Source organism: Extibacter sp. GGCC_0201 (genome assembly GCF_017566055.1).
Taxonomy (GTDB): Bacteria; Bacillota; Clostridia; order Lachnospirales; family Lachnospiraceae; genus Extibacter.
Genome location: NZ_JABFCH010000006.1, coordinates 46,462 through 61,469 on the forward strand (window position 1 = coordinate 46,462; position 15,008 = coordinate 61,469).

A 15,008-nucleotide genomic window follows, 5' to 3' on the forward strand; every position below is an offset into this window, starting at 1 on the left:
GGGCAGGCGGTGCTCCTGTCTGCGTCCTATTCCTTCCGTGTGACCGGGATCCATACTTCAAACTTGGCGTTGTCCGGATCGGCATTTTGGTATACCTCGATATCAGGTGCGTCTCCATATTCATATCCGGAACCCGGCAGCCATTCGGTGACAATCCTCTGCTCCAGCTCCTGGATGGAACGGTTGGTCCCCGAACCGGAGAAGATAGCCCATGTAGCAGCCGGAACATGGTATTCTTCCAGATTGCCGGTCAGCTCCTGGCTGCTTGATACTGCCAGATAGTATCTCCATTCTTCATCGTCATGGCAGGCGCTCACGCCTAACAGCCCCATAGGTTCGCGGTCCATCATCTGTGCCAGCGCCGCGATAGTGCCGTCCGCGGCTGCTTTCTGCCACATTCCCGGTACGACATGAAAGTTCTGTTCGATTTCCTTATGCAGAGGCTCCGATACTCCGATTATGCGGAAAGCTTCTTTTGATTCGATGCGGTAATTCATTTCTTCTACTCCTTTTATTGTGATTTGAAAACTTACAGGCGGAAACGACTTAAGAGGTGCCCCTTCCTTTTTTGCGGCGGAAGGCGTGATACCATGTACGTTCTGAAATGCCCGGTTGAAGGCAGTAGGAGAGGAATAGCCGTATTTTAATGCGATATCCAGAATCTTTGCTCCGGTATCCTGAAGATCTGCAGCGGCAAGCGTCATCCGCCTGCGGCGGATGTATTCGGAAAGCGGGGTGCCTGCCATATAGGCGAACATCCGCTGGAAATGATAGGTGGAGCAGCAGGCGATTCTGGCGGCCTGCGTATAATCTATCTCCTCCGTAATATTTTCTTCTATATAATTCACTGCCTTGTTAAGACGTTCTATCCAGTCCATTCGTACCTTCTCCTTTTCATATGCATTATTATAGTTGCTTTTATTTACAGATACCTCTCTTTTCGTGCACGATAAAGAGAGGATTTTTATCTAACGGAACGGTGCTATTATTATACAGTTTTACCGAAAAGATACAAGTCCTTTTCTTTCGCCGGGAAAGATGATATAATATTGACGTATATTGTGGCTTTGTTTATGAAAAGAATGTGACTGAGATCAGTCAGATTAGAGGATGGAGATATGAAGGAAAAGAAGAAAGTCCAACTGAAAGGCCAGCTGAGACTGTATATGCAGTGGCCGGCCATCATGGCGCTGTTCCTTGTGGCCGTGAACATATGGATATACAAGATCGACCGGCGTGCGGGGACATTGATGTTCATATTCCTGCTCATCTATATCGTAATGGTTGGCATATTGTACCTGTACAGCAAGTCCATCATCATGAAGGATCTGGTTGAATTTGCGGCCCAGTACGGCATCGTGCAGAATACCCTTCTGCGGGAGCTGTCGGTTCCTTATGCGATTCTGCTGGAAGACGGCAAAGCGGTATGGATGAATGACAAGTTTGAGGAGATATTTGGCAAAAGGCCGAAAGGGGAGGCTTATATCAGCAAGTATATTCCGGAGCTGAATAAGAATATATTTCCGAAAGAAGAGAACGAGTCAGTGGAGATGGACGTCTACTATGAGAACCGGGAATATAAGGCGGAGCTCCGGCGTGTGTCGGTAGAAGGATTCAATGAGACAGAGCAGCTGATGGAACTTCCGGAAGAGCGGGAGTATTTTATCGCGGTCCATCTGAATGATGTGACGGAGCTGAACATATGTAAAAAGGAAAATGAAGAACAGCGTCTCGTTTCAGGGCTTATCTATATTGACAACTATGATGAAGTGATCAACAGCGTGGAAGAAGTGCGCCAGTCGCTCCTGATGGCGCTCGTCGACCGTAAGATCAACCAGTACATCGCCAGAGTGGACGGGATAGTCAAGAAGCTGGAAAATGACAAGTATTTTATCGCTATAAAGAAACAGTATTTCAAGAAGCTGGAGGAGGATAAGTTTTCTCTTCTGGAAGATGTGAAGTCTGTCAATATCGGGAACGGGATTCCGGCCACCTTGAGCATCGGGCTCGGCCTGAGCAATTCCGCATATTCACAGAGCTATAACTATGCCCGTGTGGCCATAGACCTTGCGCTCGCGCGCGGCGGGGATCAGGCTGTAATCAAGGACTGCAGCGGCATCACCTACTATGGGGGCAAGCGGGAACAGACCTCGAAGAATACGAGGGTGAAGGCGAGGGTAAAGGCGGAAGCGCTTCGGGAATTCATCACGGTGAAAGAGCATATCCTTGTCATGGGGCATAAGCTTACGGACGTAGATTCTTTTGGTGCTGCCGTCGGCATATACAGAGCTGCTGCGGCACTTGAGAAGAAGGCCCACATCATTATCAATGAAGTCTCGGCATCGCTTCGCCCGCTGTATGAGGTGTATGCCAGTGACCCTGCTTATCCTGAGGACCTGTTCCTGAACTCGCAGCAGGCCATCGATATGGCGGACGGCGATACGATGGTCGTCGTCGTGGACACGAACAGGCCGCAGATGACAGAGTGCGAGGAACTGCTCCGCATGACGCGCACGATTGTCGTACTCGACCATCACAGGCAGAGCAGTGACAATATCGACAATGCGCTACTGTCCTATATAGAGCCGTATGCGTCATCAGCCTGCGAGATGGTTGCAGAGGTCCTGCAGTATATCGTGGACGACATCAAGATACCGAACATTGAGGCGAGCAGCCTGTACGCAGGTATCATGATTGACACGAACAATTTCATGAACCGGACGGGCGTGCGTACATTTGAGGCGGCTGCCTTCCTGCGCCGCTGCGGCGCGGATATTACACTTGTCCGTAAGATGTTCCGGGACGATATGGACGCGTACCGTGCGAAGGCGGAGATTATCAGCAGCGCGGAAGTGTATGAGGAAAAGTTTGCCATAGCAAGGGGGGCGGGCCTTCCTATAGAGAGCCCGACCATCATAGGTGCGCAGGCAGCCAACGAGCTGCTTGACATCAGCCAGATCAAGGCATCCTTTGTGCTGACGGATTACAATGGGAAGATATATATCAGCGCCCGCTCTATCGATGAAGTCAATGTACAGATTATTATGGAACGGCTCGGCGGCGGCGGACATATGAATGCCGCGGGCGCGCAGCTGCTAGACCTGGACATCGACGGGGCGGTGGAGAAGCTGAAAGAAGTCATACGAGACATGGTAGAAGGAGGAGACATCTAAGATGAAGGTAATATTAAATGAAGACGTAAAATCACTCGGCAAGAAAGGGGATATCGTAGAGGTAAGCGACGGATATGCCAGGAACTTTATCCTTAAGAATAACAAAGGCGTCGAGGCCAACAGTAAGAATCTGAATGACCTGAAGCTTAAGAAAGCGAATGCGGATAAGGTGGCGCAGGAGCAGTACGAGGCGGCGAAGGAACTGGGAGCCAGAATAGAAGCGGGCAAGATAGAAGTGTCTATCAAGGTAGGGGAAGGCGGCAAGGCGTTCGGAGCCGTGTCCTCCAAAGAGATCTCGGCGGAGGTGAAGGGACAGATGGGCCTGGAGATAGATAAGAAGAAAGTGCAGCTTAAGGAGACGATCAAGACGCTTGGGACGCACAATGTCCCGATCAAACTGCATCCGAAGGTGACAGCAGAACTGAAAGTCGTTGTTACGGAAGAAGTATAGGAGGATTGCGGTATGGAAGAGGCGCTCATTAAAAGAGTCATGCCCCATAGCGTGGAAGCGGAACAGTCTGTCGTAGGTGCCATGCTGATGGATAAGGACGCCATCTTGACGGCATCGGAGATTATCAGCGGGCAGGACTTCTATCAGTCTGCCTACGGAGTGATATTTGATTCCATGGTGGAACTCTTTAACGAGGGTAAGCCGGTGGACTTGATTACCCTTCAGGAGCGGCTGAAAGAGAAGGACGTGCCGGCGGAGATCGCAAGCCTTGAATTTGTCAAGGATCTGGTGACGGCTGTGCCCACATCCGCCAATGTCAAATATTATGCCGACATCGTGTCCGACAAGGCTATGATGCGCAAGCTGATTAAGCTCAATGAAGAGATTGCCAACATATGCTATGCGGGAAAAGAGCCGCTCGAATCGGTACTTGAAACGACGGAGAAGTCAGTATTCGATCTGCTGCAGAGGCGGAATACCGGTGACTATGTCCCGATTAAGGATGTCGTGCTCAACGCGCTGGACCGCATTGAAAAAGCGTCTAAAAATAAGGGGACCGTGACAGGGATTCCGACAGGATTCGTGGATCTGGACTACAAGCTGTCCGGCCTTCAGCCGTCCGACCTGGTGCTCGTGGCGGCCAGGCCATCCATGGGTAAGACGGCATTTGTACTGAACATTGCCCAGTATATCGCGTTCAAAAAGGATAAGGGCGTGGCTATCTTCAGCCTGGAAATGTCCAAAGAACAGCTCGTGAACCGTCTGTTCTCCCTCGAATCCCAGGTGGATGCCCAGGCACTCAGAACAGGTAACATGAAGGATTCCGACTGGGAGAAGCTCATAGAAGGCGCCGGGATTATCGGCCAGTCCAACCTGATTATAGATGATACGCCCGGCATATCCGTGTCCGAGCTCCGGTCCAAATGCAGGAAGTACAAGCTGGAACACGGGCTGGATATCGTCATCATCGACTACCTGCAGCTCATGACCGGAAGCGTAGGCAAGAGCTCTGAGTCAAGACAGCAGGAGATATCGGAGATATCCCGCTCCCTGAAGGCGCTGGCGAGGGAGCTGAGCGTTCCCGTCATCGCGCTGTCACAGCTCAGCCGCGCGGTGGAGAGCAGGCCGGATAAGAGGCCCATGCTTTCCGACCTTCGTGAATCCGGGGCGATAGAGCAGGATGCCGACGTGGTCATGTTCATATACAGGGATGAATATTATAATAAGGATTCAGAATTTAAAAGACAGGCAGAGATTATTATTGCAAAACAAAGAAACGGCCCTGTAGGGACCGTTCATCTGGCTTGGCTTGGCGAGTACACGAAATTTGCCAACCTAAGCAGGCAGGAATAATTTTTTGAGCTTTTCCACTGGGCCGGTTCCCGCTGCAGCTTTCCGGTAAGATTGCTGCTGGCGGATGAGCTGGTCCAGTTTTTTGAACTGTTCTTCTTCCTGGCGCTCTTTTGCATCAAGCAGGAATGACATCTCTTTGCTGAACATGGAGAGAAGAACTTCATTGTTGTTTTCCAGCATCCGCTTCATGTACAGCTGCTCCCGCGTACGGCGGATATCGGGTATCAGAGCCTTCAGATCTGAAAATGGCACCCCCTGCTCGTACAATTCTTTGATACAGCCATACAGTTTTGCGTCATCTTTTGTCTCGCGTCGCAACTGTTCTAATGCGTTTCCCATTTTTATACCCCCTTATGAATAAAGATTCTTTCATGGAGTTATCATAGCATACGAATGTGGTAAAACGAGTCAAAACACGTCGAGGACAAGCAAAAAATAAAAAAGGCATATTTATTGCATTTTATGCAAAAATGGTGAAAAGCATTCTAAAAAAATGATATAATAAAAAACGAGAGCAATTGTTAAAATATGGAAGAGATGAGGGTAAGATATGTATTGCAGAAAGTGCGGTGCAGAACATGATGCAGGCAGCAGATTCTGCTGTAAGTGCGGCGCCCCGGTTCAGGGGATTCCGGAAGGAGCGGACGGAGGTTCTCATAAAAGAAACAGGAAGATTCTGTGCATCGTCCTGGCGTCCTGTGTCCTTGTGGCGGCTGCTGCAATAGCCGCGGCAGCGATATCAAAAAAGAGCAGTGAAAAAAGGTTCGGAGATAATGTGGCCAGGGCGGACAAATATATGGAAGAGCTGGACTATGACAAGGCCGAGGACAGCTATCTGAAAGCTATCAGCATCGATGAGAAGCAGGAAGAGCCATACTTGCAGCTGGCACGTATATATGAGAAGAAGAATGAGCCGGAAAAAGCCAGGGCGATTCTGGAAAAAGGCGTTAAAAACACTGGAAGCGGCACGATAAAGAATAAGTATAACCTCTATACATATGTGGATGAGGTGCTCATCCCGGAGCTCGGGCAGTGCAGTCCGGGAACTTACACGACAGAATATAAAAAGTCCGGCCAATACAGTGCATATGTAGAGAGCATACACAGTGAGAAAGGGGTCGTCACGTCAAGGATAATGGACTTCGATTCCGACGGGGAGGAAGAGCTGCTTGTTGCGGTCATGGACAACACGGCAGAGGATGAACTGTTCCATACGCAGAGAAATAAAATAGTTCTGCAGATGTATGAAAGTTCAGGTGGAAAAGTTGTCAAGAATGCGGAGTGGGGCATTTCGTCACATGTTCTCGGAACGATTGACTTTGAAGAGGATATGCTGTTTTTGAAGGAGCAGGGAGAAACCGTCTACATATGCGGGAGCTTTTCAAGCCTGGCATATACGCTGGCTGACGGCTGGGGATTTGAATCGTTCGTGCTGACATATGACGGGGGATTTCAGAAGTATACAGGAACAGACGGAGAGACAGGTGGCTCGTCCTTTGAATTCTACGAGAGCGAATCTTATATAATGGCAGACAGGCTCGAACGTATCGGTCTTACCAGATCTGCATCTGACATCCGGGATACATGGATGATGAAGCTGTCCATGGAAGACGAGAAGGACGATCTTCTGTTTACGATTGCCGGAAAGCGTCAGCAAGATAATTTCCCGTCCCATTACGGAGATATCAACCCGGAGGAGCTTGGAAAAATAGATTTGGAATTTGCTGTCTGGCAGCAGGGTGAATACAAGAAGCAGGAGAGCCAGAGCACAGACGTCTCAGGAAGTGATACGAATTCCGGCGTGGATTACAGAGCGGTCTATGCACCCATTGTCGAACAGGCGCTGGAGGACTACGGGAAATATAACACATACGCCCTCTGGGACATAGACAGAGACGGGATACAGGAACTGTTCATCCTCTGCGGCCACTCAGAAGCCGACTACATGTATGAAGTATACACGGTATCGGATGGAAACGCGGCCTATATGGGAGAATTCAGCGGCTCCCACACTGCCCTTTATGGCCCGGAGGAAGATGGAGAGCCATATATTACAGCGGCCCAGTGCCACATGGACTGGGAGACGATATACCATGTATCCATGGCAGATGGAAAGATAACAAGCGAACAGATATCACAGCGGGAAGTGCCGGGAGGTGCAGATTACTATACGAATCCGAACGAGCTGCCATATGCGGACGTGTCGGACCTGTCGCTGCTTGACGAGGCGGAGTAAGTGGGAATACAGAGGAAAGAGAGCGTACATAAGATAGTATGGAGACAAGAACACTGACGATCATAGACACGGGCAGCCGGCTTACGGAAGTGAAGCTGGACAGCTTCGGCAAAGAGAAGGTCACGATGGGACGCAGCCGGGAACAGTGCGATATCGTCATACCGGATAATATCGTATCTAAGCTGCACGGGACATTTTACCTGGACGGAGAAGATACGTGGTATGAGGACAACGGCAGCATGAACGGAACCTTTGCCGGTGACGGAGAGCAGCGGCGGCTGCTCTCAGGCGGGGGAGGCTGCGTCAGACTGTATGACAAGACAGTGCTGCGCATCGGAGACGTGCACGCGCCGGATAAGATGATACTCCTCTTATACAGAATCGTGCCGGAAGGGGAGGTGTGGAAGAAGGCATCTCTTGGGCAGGACGGCATCAGCATCGGACGGGCCGACGGCTGCCAGATCAGACTGAAGCATCCCGCAGTGTCCAAGGTACACTGCTTTGTCCTGAAGCAGAACGGCGGATATGTGCTGAAGGACAACAGAAGCGCCAACGGGGTGATGGTAAACGGACGCAGCATCACCGGTCCGGTGGTTCTTAAAGATAAGGATCTTATACAGATACTGGACTTCCAGCTCTTCTTTTCCGGCGAGTGCATCTACTATAAGGCAGTCGCGCACGGCATCTCCCTGAGAGCCAGCGGCATTGATAAATATGTAGGCAGAGGGAAGAAAAAGAAGCAGATACTGAAGAATGTAAGCTGTGAGATCCAGGGCAATGAATTCGTAGCCATCATCGGAGGATCCGGAGCGGGAAAAACTACGCTCATGAACGCTGTGAGCGGGTTTGAACCGGAATTTGACGGCAAGGTGTACTGCAATGGCATCGACCTGATAGAACAGTTCCAGAACCTGAAGAATATCATCGGCTTCGTGCCCCAGCAGGATATCATCTATGAGAATCTGACGCTGCGCCGTATGCTCTACTATACCGCCCGCATGAAGATGCCGGAAGATACGCAGAAGCAGGAGATAGCGGAACGGATAGACGAGGTTCTGGCGATGGTGGACCTGAAAGAGCACGAAGGCACGTATATCCGGAAGCTCTCAGGCGGCCAGAAGAAAAGGGCGAGCATAGCGGTAGAGCTTCTGGCAGATCCGAAGCTGTTCTTCCTCGATGAGCCGACATCGGGCCTGGATCCGGGAACGGAGAAGAATCTTATGATGACGCTTAGCGCCTTATCCAAAGAGCAGAACAAGACAATCATCATGGTGACGCATACGACGCAGAACCTTCATCTGTGCGATAAGGTCATCTTCATGGGACCCGGAGGCAGGCTCTGCTTCTGCGGAGATGTCAACGCGGCGAAAGCATTCTATGAGACGGATGACCTCGTCAATATCTATAACATGATTGCCGAGAATCCGTGGCTCTGGGAGCGCAGATACGCAGCATATCGGAAAGATAAGGAGGCAGCCCATGCACCGGCGGGCAGGTCGGAGCTGATGAAGCCGAAAAAGGTGTCTGCGTTCCGGCAGTTTTCCATACTGACGCTGCGCTATGCGGAGCTTATGAAAAATGACCGGCCAAGGCTGGCAGTGCTTCTGCTGCAGCCGCTCCTCATAGCAGTCCTGCTCAACGTGGTGGCGGAGAAGAATATATTCAAGATATACGAAAGCACCAAGTCCATGCTGTTTGCACTGAGCTGTTCAGGTATCTGGATCGGGCTTTTCAACTCTATCCAGGAGATCTGCAAGGAACGGGTCATACTGAAGCGGGAATATATGGCGAATCTGAAGCTGCCCGGCTATGTGATGTCCAAGTTCGTGCTTCAGGCGGCGCTTGGCTTTGTGCAGGCGCTCATTCTGACCCTGGTCTTCTTGAAGCTGGTCGGAAAGGAACGGGAAGGCATCTTCCTGTCACAGTTCGGGCCTGAGATCGTATTAACAGTATGGCTTACGATACTGGCGTCTGTCACAATGGGCTTCGTCATCTCCTCCCTTGTGGAGACCGGCGATAAGGCGATGGCCGTGGCTCCCTTCGTGCTCATCATCCAGCTTCTGTTTTCCGGCATCCTGTTCACGCTCAAGGGGGCAGGCAAGATCATCTCTTACTGTACCGTGAGCCGTTGGTCGGTGGAGGGGCTTGGAAGCATTGCGAAGCTGAACCGGCTGGATTTGAAGCTGCAGAAAGACTATCCGATGCTGGAGCACGCGGCAGAAAGCTTCTTCAAGGCCACGAAGGGACATGTCCTGGAGACGTGGGGAATCCTTGTATGTATGGCGGTGCTGTTCATGGGGGTCAGCATCCTGATGCTGAGGAGAATATCGAAGGACCGAAGATAGGAGGAAAAAGTTATGAATTATCTGGATGGATGGAAAGAGGCGGGGGAGGTGTTCATACCGCCCCTGAAGAGCAAGGGGTTTGAAGAAGACATTATCCTGCGCAAGAGGATAGAACCGGTACAGAAGGAAGGGCATCCTGCTACAGTGAAGAGGATACAGCCTTCATATTCAGGCAGCGAACCGACCGTATTTGTGGCACAGACATCGAGGGCGTATCTTAAAAGGATGAAAGACGGGGAGACGATGGAACTGATCGGGCGGGAGACCGTCATTGGCAAAGAAGCAGATTCGGATTACGTCATAAGAGACAATCCTACCGTGAGCAGGCACCATGCCCGGATTATGGCGTCGGAGGACGGATATTTCCTGGAGGACCTCGGGTCATCCAACCATACGTATGTGGACGGCGGCGAGATCGGGCAGCCGGTGAAGCTTACGGACGGCATGCTCTTCATGCTGTCGGATGAAGAATTTCAGTTCAACTTAGAGATGGGGCAGGAATAAGATGGATATTACAGAACTACTTTCAGATACATATATCATAAGAGAAAAGCTAGGAGAAGGCAGCGGCGGTATCGTCTACCGGGCTTATCACAAACGTCTGAAAAAAGAAGTTGTCATAAAGCGCATGCGGACCCGGAGCGTATCCGTGCTTGTGAACAGGCAGGAAGTGGATATACTGAAGAACCTGCATCACTCCTATCTGCCACAGGTACTTGACTTTCTTACGATAGACAAAGAGGTCTATACGGTGATGAGCTATATTCCCGGCAAGTCGCTGCAGCAGCTTTTGAAAGACGGCTATCATTTTACGCAGAATGAGCTGATCAGGTGGGGCATGCAGCTGTGCAGCGCCTTGAACTATCTGCACAGCCAGAAGCCGCCCATCATCCACAGCGACATCAAGCCCGCGAACATTATGCTGACGCCGGAAGGGAATATCTGCCTGATCGACTTCAACATATCCTTCTTCATGGATGAGAACACGGTGCTCGGATATACCGACGGATATACGTCACCAGAGCAGTACATCATCGCCCTGGACAGCGAATCGGTCCACAGCCTGCCGCAGTATTCCAGCATTGACGAGAAGACGGACATCTACAGCGTGGGAGCGACGTTCTACCATCTTGCCTCAGGGAAGAAGACGAAGGATTATAAGGATCCGATAGATATGGAGCTTCTAACGAGAAGGACCGGAGAAGCCTTTGCTAAGGTCATCGAGAAATCAATGCAGATCGACCCGGATGACAGGTTCGACAGCGCTTTTGAGATGTTCCAGGCGTTCAAAAGCATAACAAAGCAGGATGCCAGATACCGGATGCTCCTGCGCAGGCAGAGGGGGATAAGGGCCGGGCTTGTCGTGCTGATGGCCGGATTCATCGTGCTCGGAGGGTATGGCATCCATACGATCAAGGTGGAGAAGACGGCGGCCTACAATGAACTGGTAGCGCAGCAGAAGGAGGAGCGGCTGGCCCAGGATTATGAAAAAGCAGAGGATACATACAAAAAGGCGGTAAAGATACTGCCCGGAGCGCTCGAGAGCTATTACCAGAACGCGTCTGCGCTGTATAATCAGCAGAAGTACGGCGCATGTATCGAGTTTATCGATTACGACGTTCTCGAGAATGAGAAGATAGACCCGTTGAAAAAGCGGATGGCAGATATCTATTACCTGAAAGCAGAGAGCCACTTCCGGCTCGGAGAGTTTGAAAAAGCGGTACAGGCATACGAGCAGCTGTTTAAGCTCGGCGGATACGACGGCGGATATTACAGAGACTATGCCGTAGCCCTTGCATATAATGGATCGGCAGGCAAGGCTCGGGACGTGCTTGACGAGGCAGTGGAGTATGGACTGAAAGAAGATTCCGTCTACTATGCAAAGGGAGAGATCAATAAATCATTGAACGAGCTTGCCGGCGCGGCAAATGATTTCCAGCAGTGTATCGGCCTGACGGATGACATGGAGCTTAAAAGCAGGGCATATGTGATGTTAAGTGAGATATACGAGATGCAGGGGCAGGACGTAAAGAAGCGGGATATCCTGGCAGAGGCAAGAACTGCCGTGCCGGCGGAATACAGGATGATCATACTGGAGCGGCTCGCACAGGCGGATATCGATTTGGCAGAAGCCGGACAGTCCAGATACCGGGCCGAGGCTGTGGAAGTGCTGAACGAGGTCATCAGCCTTGGATGGGAGACATATGACACGTATGACAATCTCGCCATACTGTACGAAAAGCAGGGGGACCTTGACAAAGCGGCGGATATCCTTGGAGCCATGACCCGGCTGTACGGGGAGGATTACAATATCTATAAACGCTATGCATTCCTGGAAGTGGACCGGCAGGAGCGAAAGGGCAATACGGCACGTGACTACAAGGCGTTTGCAGGATACTATGAGAAGGCGGAACAACTGTATTACGCGCAGCTTGCGGGCAATGACACGGATGCGGAGATGCAGCTTCTGGAACAGGTATATGCACAGGTGAAGTCAGGAGGATGGCTATAATGGGAATAACGGCAGGATGGATTATCACTGTAGTCAGTGCGGTTGGAATCATCGGCTGTATCGCAGCACTGGCTGCCAGCAGGAAGGTATTTGACAGACAGAGGAAGAAGCTGCTCGACGAGATAGAGACCGAGTAAGAGGGAGGAAGAAGATGAAAGAGAAACTGAAGTACATAGCGGGCGCCTTGCTCGCCTGCTCGCTTATTGCCGGCTTTATGCCGCTCATTGAAGTGGGAGCGATGAAGATGTCGGTGATGGATATCCTGAAAATCGGGGTCGGAAATTACGGCGATACGGAGCTGATAAGAGAAGTGATGGAATTGTTTAAAGAGTATCTGAGGCCGAGCGTCATCACGGTCATCATACTCATCGCCCTCATCCTTGCGGGCGCGTTCCTGACGGTAGTGCTCGATGCGTCGAAAGCATATATTGCGGCCATAGCAGGCGGTGTGGTGAACAATATCCTCGTCATCATATTAGGCGTGACGGTGAAAGGCAAGATGGATGAAGTGGAGAGCGCGTTCAGCTTCTTTGGACTGAGCAGCGGGATACGGTTCCACGTATCTACCATAGTGCTGTGGATTATATTATATGTAGCTGTCTTTGGGCTGTCGGTCTGTGGGATGATACTGAAAACCGGGAATAAGACGGTGGGGAGGTCTCAGGATATTATGCCGGAGAGCCTCAGCGACAGGACGAACCCGTGGAATGCGCCCCAGGATCCAAAAAAACAGGCCTATCTGGACCGCATCGGGCAGCTGGAGCGGGAGAGAGAGGCGGCGAAAAAGAATGCCCCACCTGTGAGGCAGCAGACGTCCGAAGCGGACTTCCACGGTGCCATCGGTGGCAGGACCGGAATATATGAGTCAAAAATATATCCTCTCTGTGAGAAGGTGCAGATATACTTTGCCAAGGCAGGGACGGACGTATATATCGCCCCGGAAAGAGGCGAAGATGCAGTTGCCGGCGTATACTATGTAGAAGAATATGAGGAATACTGTGTAGAGCCTTATGAGAAGAACAGCTTCTTCCTCTTGAGCGGGCAGCCGCTTGGCGCGGGGAGGTGCTATCATCTCCCCCGCGGGATTGAAGTGTACATAGGAGATAAGTGCCATGCATTTGTGCTGGCTTAGACGAAAGGACAGGAAAAGGATATGTATTGCCGAAAATGTGGCAGCCCCAATGAGGAAGGGGCGCGCTTCTGTGCAAAGTGCGGGGTGGAAATAGAGCCGCCGCAGGAGCAGGAAGAGAAAGCGAAGAAAGGAAAGAAGGTCAGACTGTGGGCCGGAGCCGCAGCCATCCTTCTGACAGCAGCCATACTGGCCGGTTACTTTGCGATGAAGAATGTAGATGCGAAGGGCGAGTACGAAGAATATATGGCAAAAGCGGACAAATATCTGGAAACGATGGACTATGAGAAAGCAGAGACGGAATATCTGAAAGCCATTGCCATAGACCCGAAGCAGGAGGAGCCATACGTGAAGCTGGCCGAGCTGTATGAGGCAAACGGGGAACCGGAGAAGGCAGAAAGCATCCTTGCAAAAGCAGAGAAGAAAGTACCGGAAAAGAACCGTAAGAAGCTGGAACAGAAAAAGGAAGAGGCAAAGCAGCATAAGGAACAGAAAGAGGATTACAAGGCCACATGGGAGAGCGAGCCTCAGATTGAAGCGGACGCCATCTATTATCTGGCGGAGAGCGACAACTATAAGAAGCCTGCAAATGAGCTGAAACGCCAGCTCTTCTCTCCATATGCCGTAATCCAGTCAGAAGAGGGCAAAGGGCTGGTCGGGATAGATGGCGAGATGGAAGGCGGCCTGGAGTATAAGGAGATACAGACCTATGCAGGAGAGTATCTGCTGGAACGGTCTGAGCCTGTGTACGATGACGAGATGCAGAACGATTGGACGATGTACCGGATAAGCGAGGATACGGATGGAATAGAGCCTGCATGGGGGCTTGGCGGCGGCGTACCGATGGATGTCTTCTATGAATACGAAGGAAATCTTACGAGCGTACTTGATGACATGGGAGGCAGCTTTCATGAATTTCGACAGGACATGCCGGAAGGCGCGTTCCCCGTCCGGCATTATGAGCAGCCTTATACGAGTGACACGATTGACGGGAATTATGAAGAGTGGATGGAAACGGGCGGCCTGTATGCGGTTTACAATGATGGCGGGCCGGTTACGGACTTTATATATGAAGAGTGCGGCACGGCATCTTCGGGCTTGCTGGCCGTAAAGAAGGACGGCAGATGGGGATACGTGGATGAAAGCGGCAAGGAAGTGATTCCGGCAGAGTTCGATGCGTCCTGGCATTATTATTCGGCACCGGAATCCTATGGCGAGGAATATGAAGACTACTGCTATGCCGCAACGGAGGGCTACGTCGTGCTCTGTAAAGAAGGCCGGTGGGAGATGCGGGACACCTCCGGTGAGACTGTCATACCTTCCGGAATATACGAGGAACTTCTGCCTGTATACGAAGGAAAATGTTGGGCGAAGGAAGACGGCAGATGGGGCGTACTTCAGATATATGAATGGAAGGAAGACGAGACGCAGGAGGATGTCGATGAGGCAGACCTACAGGATAGCGGGGGAACAGACAGTGCCTATACGGTCTACGAGAGCGGGCCGATAGAACTGACCGGCACCATCCAGTATGAAAAGGGGATGCATCCGAACGGGGAGGAGCTGGACGTCCTGCTGCTGAAGCTGGACACCCCCGCAGGCTTCCGCGTCGGAGGGGGTGCGGAGGAAGAGACAACGTATGACAACTGCACAGATATACAGATATTTAACCCAATAAGCGATATGGATGAATCATGGGACGGAAAGCATGTAAAGGTAACGGGGCAGCTGCGCGGAGATGCACATACGGCGTACTATTTCCGCAATTATGTTATTGATAGCGCCAACATCAGCGAGATAAGATAAGGA

At 51.2% G+C, this 15,008-nt stretch carries 12 protein-coding genes; 10 read left to right on the plus strand and 2 right to left on the minus strand.

Annotated elements, in window-relative coordinates:
• Positions 1 to 26: 26 nt before the first annotated feature.
• Positions 27 to 878 (minus strand): AraC family transcriptional regulator, encoded by an 852-nt coding sequence (locus HJV72_RS05685; protein WP_208069436.1) that lies wholly within the window; start codon positions 876 to 878, stop codon positions 27 to 29.
• Positions 879 to 1,118: 240 nt separating this feature from the next.
• Between HJV72_RS05685 and HJV72_RS05690 the strand changes: the two genes are divergently transcribed.
• From HJV72_RS05690 to dnaB, 3 genes are read left to right on the plus strand one after another with little or no spacing between them, the layout of a single operon-like run.
• Positions 1,119 to 3,173, plus strand: coding sequence for a DHH family phosphoesterase (locus HJV72_RS05690; protein WP_208069437.1), 2,055 nt, complete (start codon positions 1,119 to 1,121; stop codon positions 3,171 to 3,173).
• Between the two features lies 1 nt (position 3,174).
• Positions 3,175 to 3,624, plus strand: coding sequence for a 50S ribosomal protein L9 (gene rplI, locus HJV72_RS05695; protein ID WP_208069438.1), 450 nt, complete (start codon positions 3,175 to 3,177; stop codon positions 3,622 to 3,624).
• Between the two features lie 12 nt (positions 3,625 to 3,636).
• Complete coding sequence (gene dnaB / locus HJV72_RS05700; protein ID WP_208069439.1) at positions 3,637 to 4,977, plus strand: replicative DNA helicase; 1,341 nt, start codon at positions 3,637 to 3,639, stop codon at positions 4,975 to 4,977.
• Here dnaB and HJV72_RS05705 read toward each other — a convergent pair.
• Entirely contained in the window at positions 4,960 to 5,316 is a 357-nt protein-coding gene (locus HJV72_RS05705; protein ID WP_049729777.1) for a hypothetical protein, read from the minus strand. The genes dnaB and HJV72_RS05705 overlap by 18 nt on opposite strands.
• 211 nt (positions 5,317 to 5,527) lie before the next feature.
• On the opposite strand from HJV72_RS05705, the gene HJV72_RS05710 reads away from it, so the two are divergent.
• The 7 genes from HJV72_RS05710 to HJV72_RS05740 are packed head-to-tail and all read left to right on the plus strand — an operon-like array spanning position 5,528 to position 15,005.
• Positions 5,528 to 7,213 carry a tetratricopeptide repeat protein gene (locus HJV72_RS05710; protein ID WP_208069441.1) on the plus strand — a complete coding sequence of 562 codons (1,686 nt, stop codon included), beginning with the start codon at positions 5,528 to 5,530 and terminating at the stop codon, positions 7,211 to 7,213.
• Positions 7,214 to 7,251: 38 nt separating this feature from the next.
• Positions 7,252 to 9,558 carry an FHA domain-containing protein gene (locus HJV72_RS05715; protein ID WP_208069442.1) on the plus strand — a complete coding sequence of 769 codons (2,307 nt, stop codon included), beginning with the start codon at positions 7,252 to 7,254 and terminating at the stop codon, positions 9,556 to 9,558.
• Positions 9,559 to 9,570: 12 nt separating this feature from the next.
• Positions 9,571 to 10,062, plus strand: coding sequence for an FHA domain-containing protein (locus tag HJV72_RS05720; protein ID WP_208069444.1), 492 nt, complete (start codon positions 9,571 to 9,573; stop codon positions 10,060 to 10,062).
• A 1-nt stretch (position 10,063) separates the two neighbouring features.
• Positions 10,064 to 12,070 carry a serine/threonine-protein kinase gene (locus HJV72_RS05725; protein ID WP_208069446.1) on the plus strand — a complete coding sequence of 669 codons (2,007 nt, stop codon included), beginning with the start codon at positions 10,064 to 10,066 and terminating at the stop codon, positions 12,068 to 12,070.
• Entirely contained in the window at positions 12,070 to 12,207 is a 138-nt protein-coding gene (locus HJV72_RS05730) for a hypothetical protein (RefSeq protein ID WP_208069448.1), read from the plus strand. The genes HJV72_RS05725 and HJV72_RS05730 overlap by 1 nt, the downstream gene beginning before the upstream one ends.
• Positions 12,208 to 12,221: 14 nt before the next feature.
• Positions 12,222 to 13,202 carry a hypothetical protein gene (locus HJV72_RS05735; RefSeq protein WP_208069449.1) on the plus strand — a complete coding sequence of 327 codons (981 nt, stop codon included), beginning with the start codon at positions 12,222 to 12,224 and terminating at the stop codon, positions 13,200 to 13,202.
• A 21-nt stretch (positions 13,203 to 13,223) separates the two neighbouring features.
• On the plus strand, positions 13,224 to 15,005 hold the full coding sequence (locus HJV72_RS05740) for a WG repeat-containing protein (protein WP_208069450.1): 1,782 nt from the start codon (positions 13,224 to 13,226) through the stop codon (positions 15,003 to 15,005).
• The last annotated feature ends 3 nt before the right edge of the window (positions 15,006 to 15,008 follow it).

Bases quoted from the DNA above. Each gene is read 5' to 3' on its own strand.
- HJV72_RS05685 (WP_208069436.1), bottom strand. From the start codon at position 878: ATGGACTGGATAGAACGTCTTAACAAGGCAGTGAATTATATAGAAGAA.
- HJV72_RS05690 (WP_208069437.1), top strand. From the start codon at position 1,119: ATGAAGGAAAAGAAGAAAGTCCAACTGAAAGGCCAGCTGAGACTGTAT.
- rplI (WP_208069438.1), top strand. From the start codon at position 3,175: ATGAAGGTAATATTAAATGAAGACGTAAAATCACTCGGCAAGAAAGGG.
- dnaB (WP_208069439.1), top strand. From the start codon at position 3,637: ATGGAAGAGGCGCTCATTAAAAGAGTCATGCCCCATAGCGTGGAAGCG.
- HJV72_RS05705 (WP_049729777.1), bottom strand. From the start codon at position 5,316: ATGGGAAACGCATTAGAACAGTTGCGACGCGAGACAAAAGATGACGCA.
- HJV72_RS05710 (WP_208069441.1), top strand. From the start codon at position 5,528: ATGTATTGCAGAAAGTGCGGTGCAGAACATGATGCAGGCAGCAGATTC.
- HJV72_RS05715 (WP_208069442.1), top strand. From the start codon at position 7,252: ATGGAGACAAGAACACTGACGATCATAGACACGGGCAGCCGGCTTACG.
- HJV72_RS05720 (WP_208069444.1), top strand. From the start codon at position 9,571: ATGAATTATCTGGATGGATGGAAAGAGGCGGGGGAGGTGTTCATACCG.
- HJV72_RS05725 (WP_208069446.1), top strand. From the start codon at position 10,064: ATGGATATTACAGAACTACTTTCAGATACATATATCATAAGAGAAAAG.
- HJV72_RS05730 (WP_208069448.1), top strand. From the start codon at position 12,070: ATGGGAATAACGGCAGGATGGATTATCACTGTAGTCAGTGCGGTTGGA.
- HJV72_RS05735 (WP_208069449.1), top strand. From the start codon at position 12,222: ATGAAAGAGAAACTGAAGTACATAGCGGGCGCCTTGCTCGCCTGCTCG.
- HJV72_RS05740 (WP_208069450.1), top strand. From the start codon at position 13,224: ATGTATTGCCGAAAATGTGGCAGCCCCAATGAGGAAGGGGCGCGCTTC.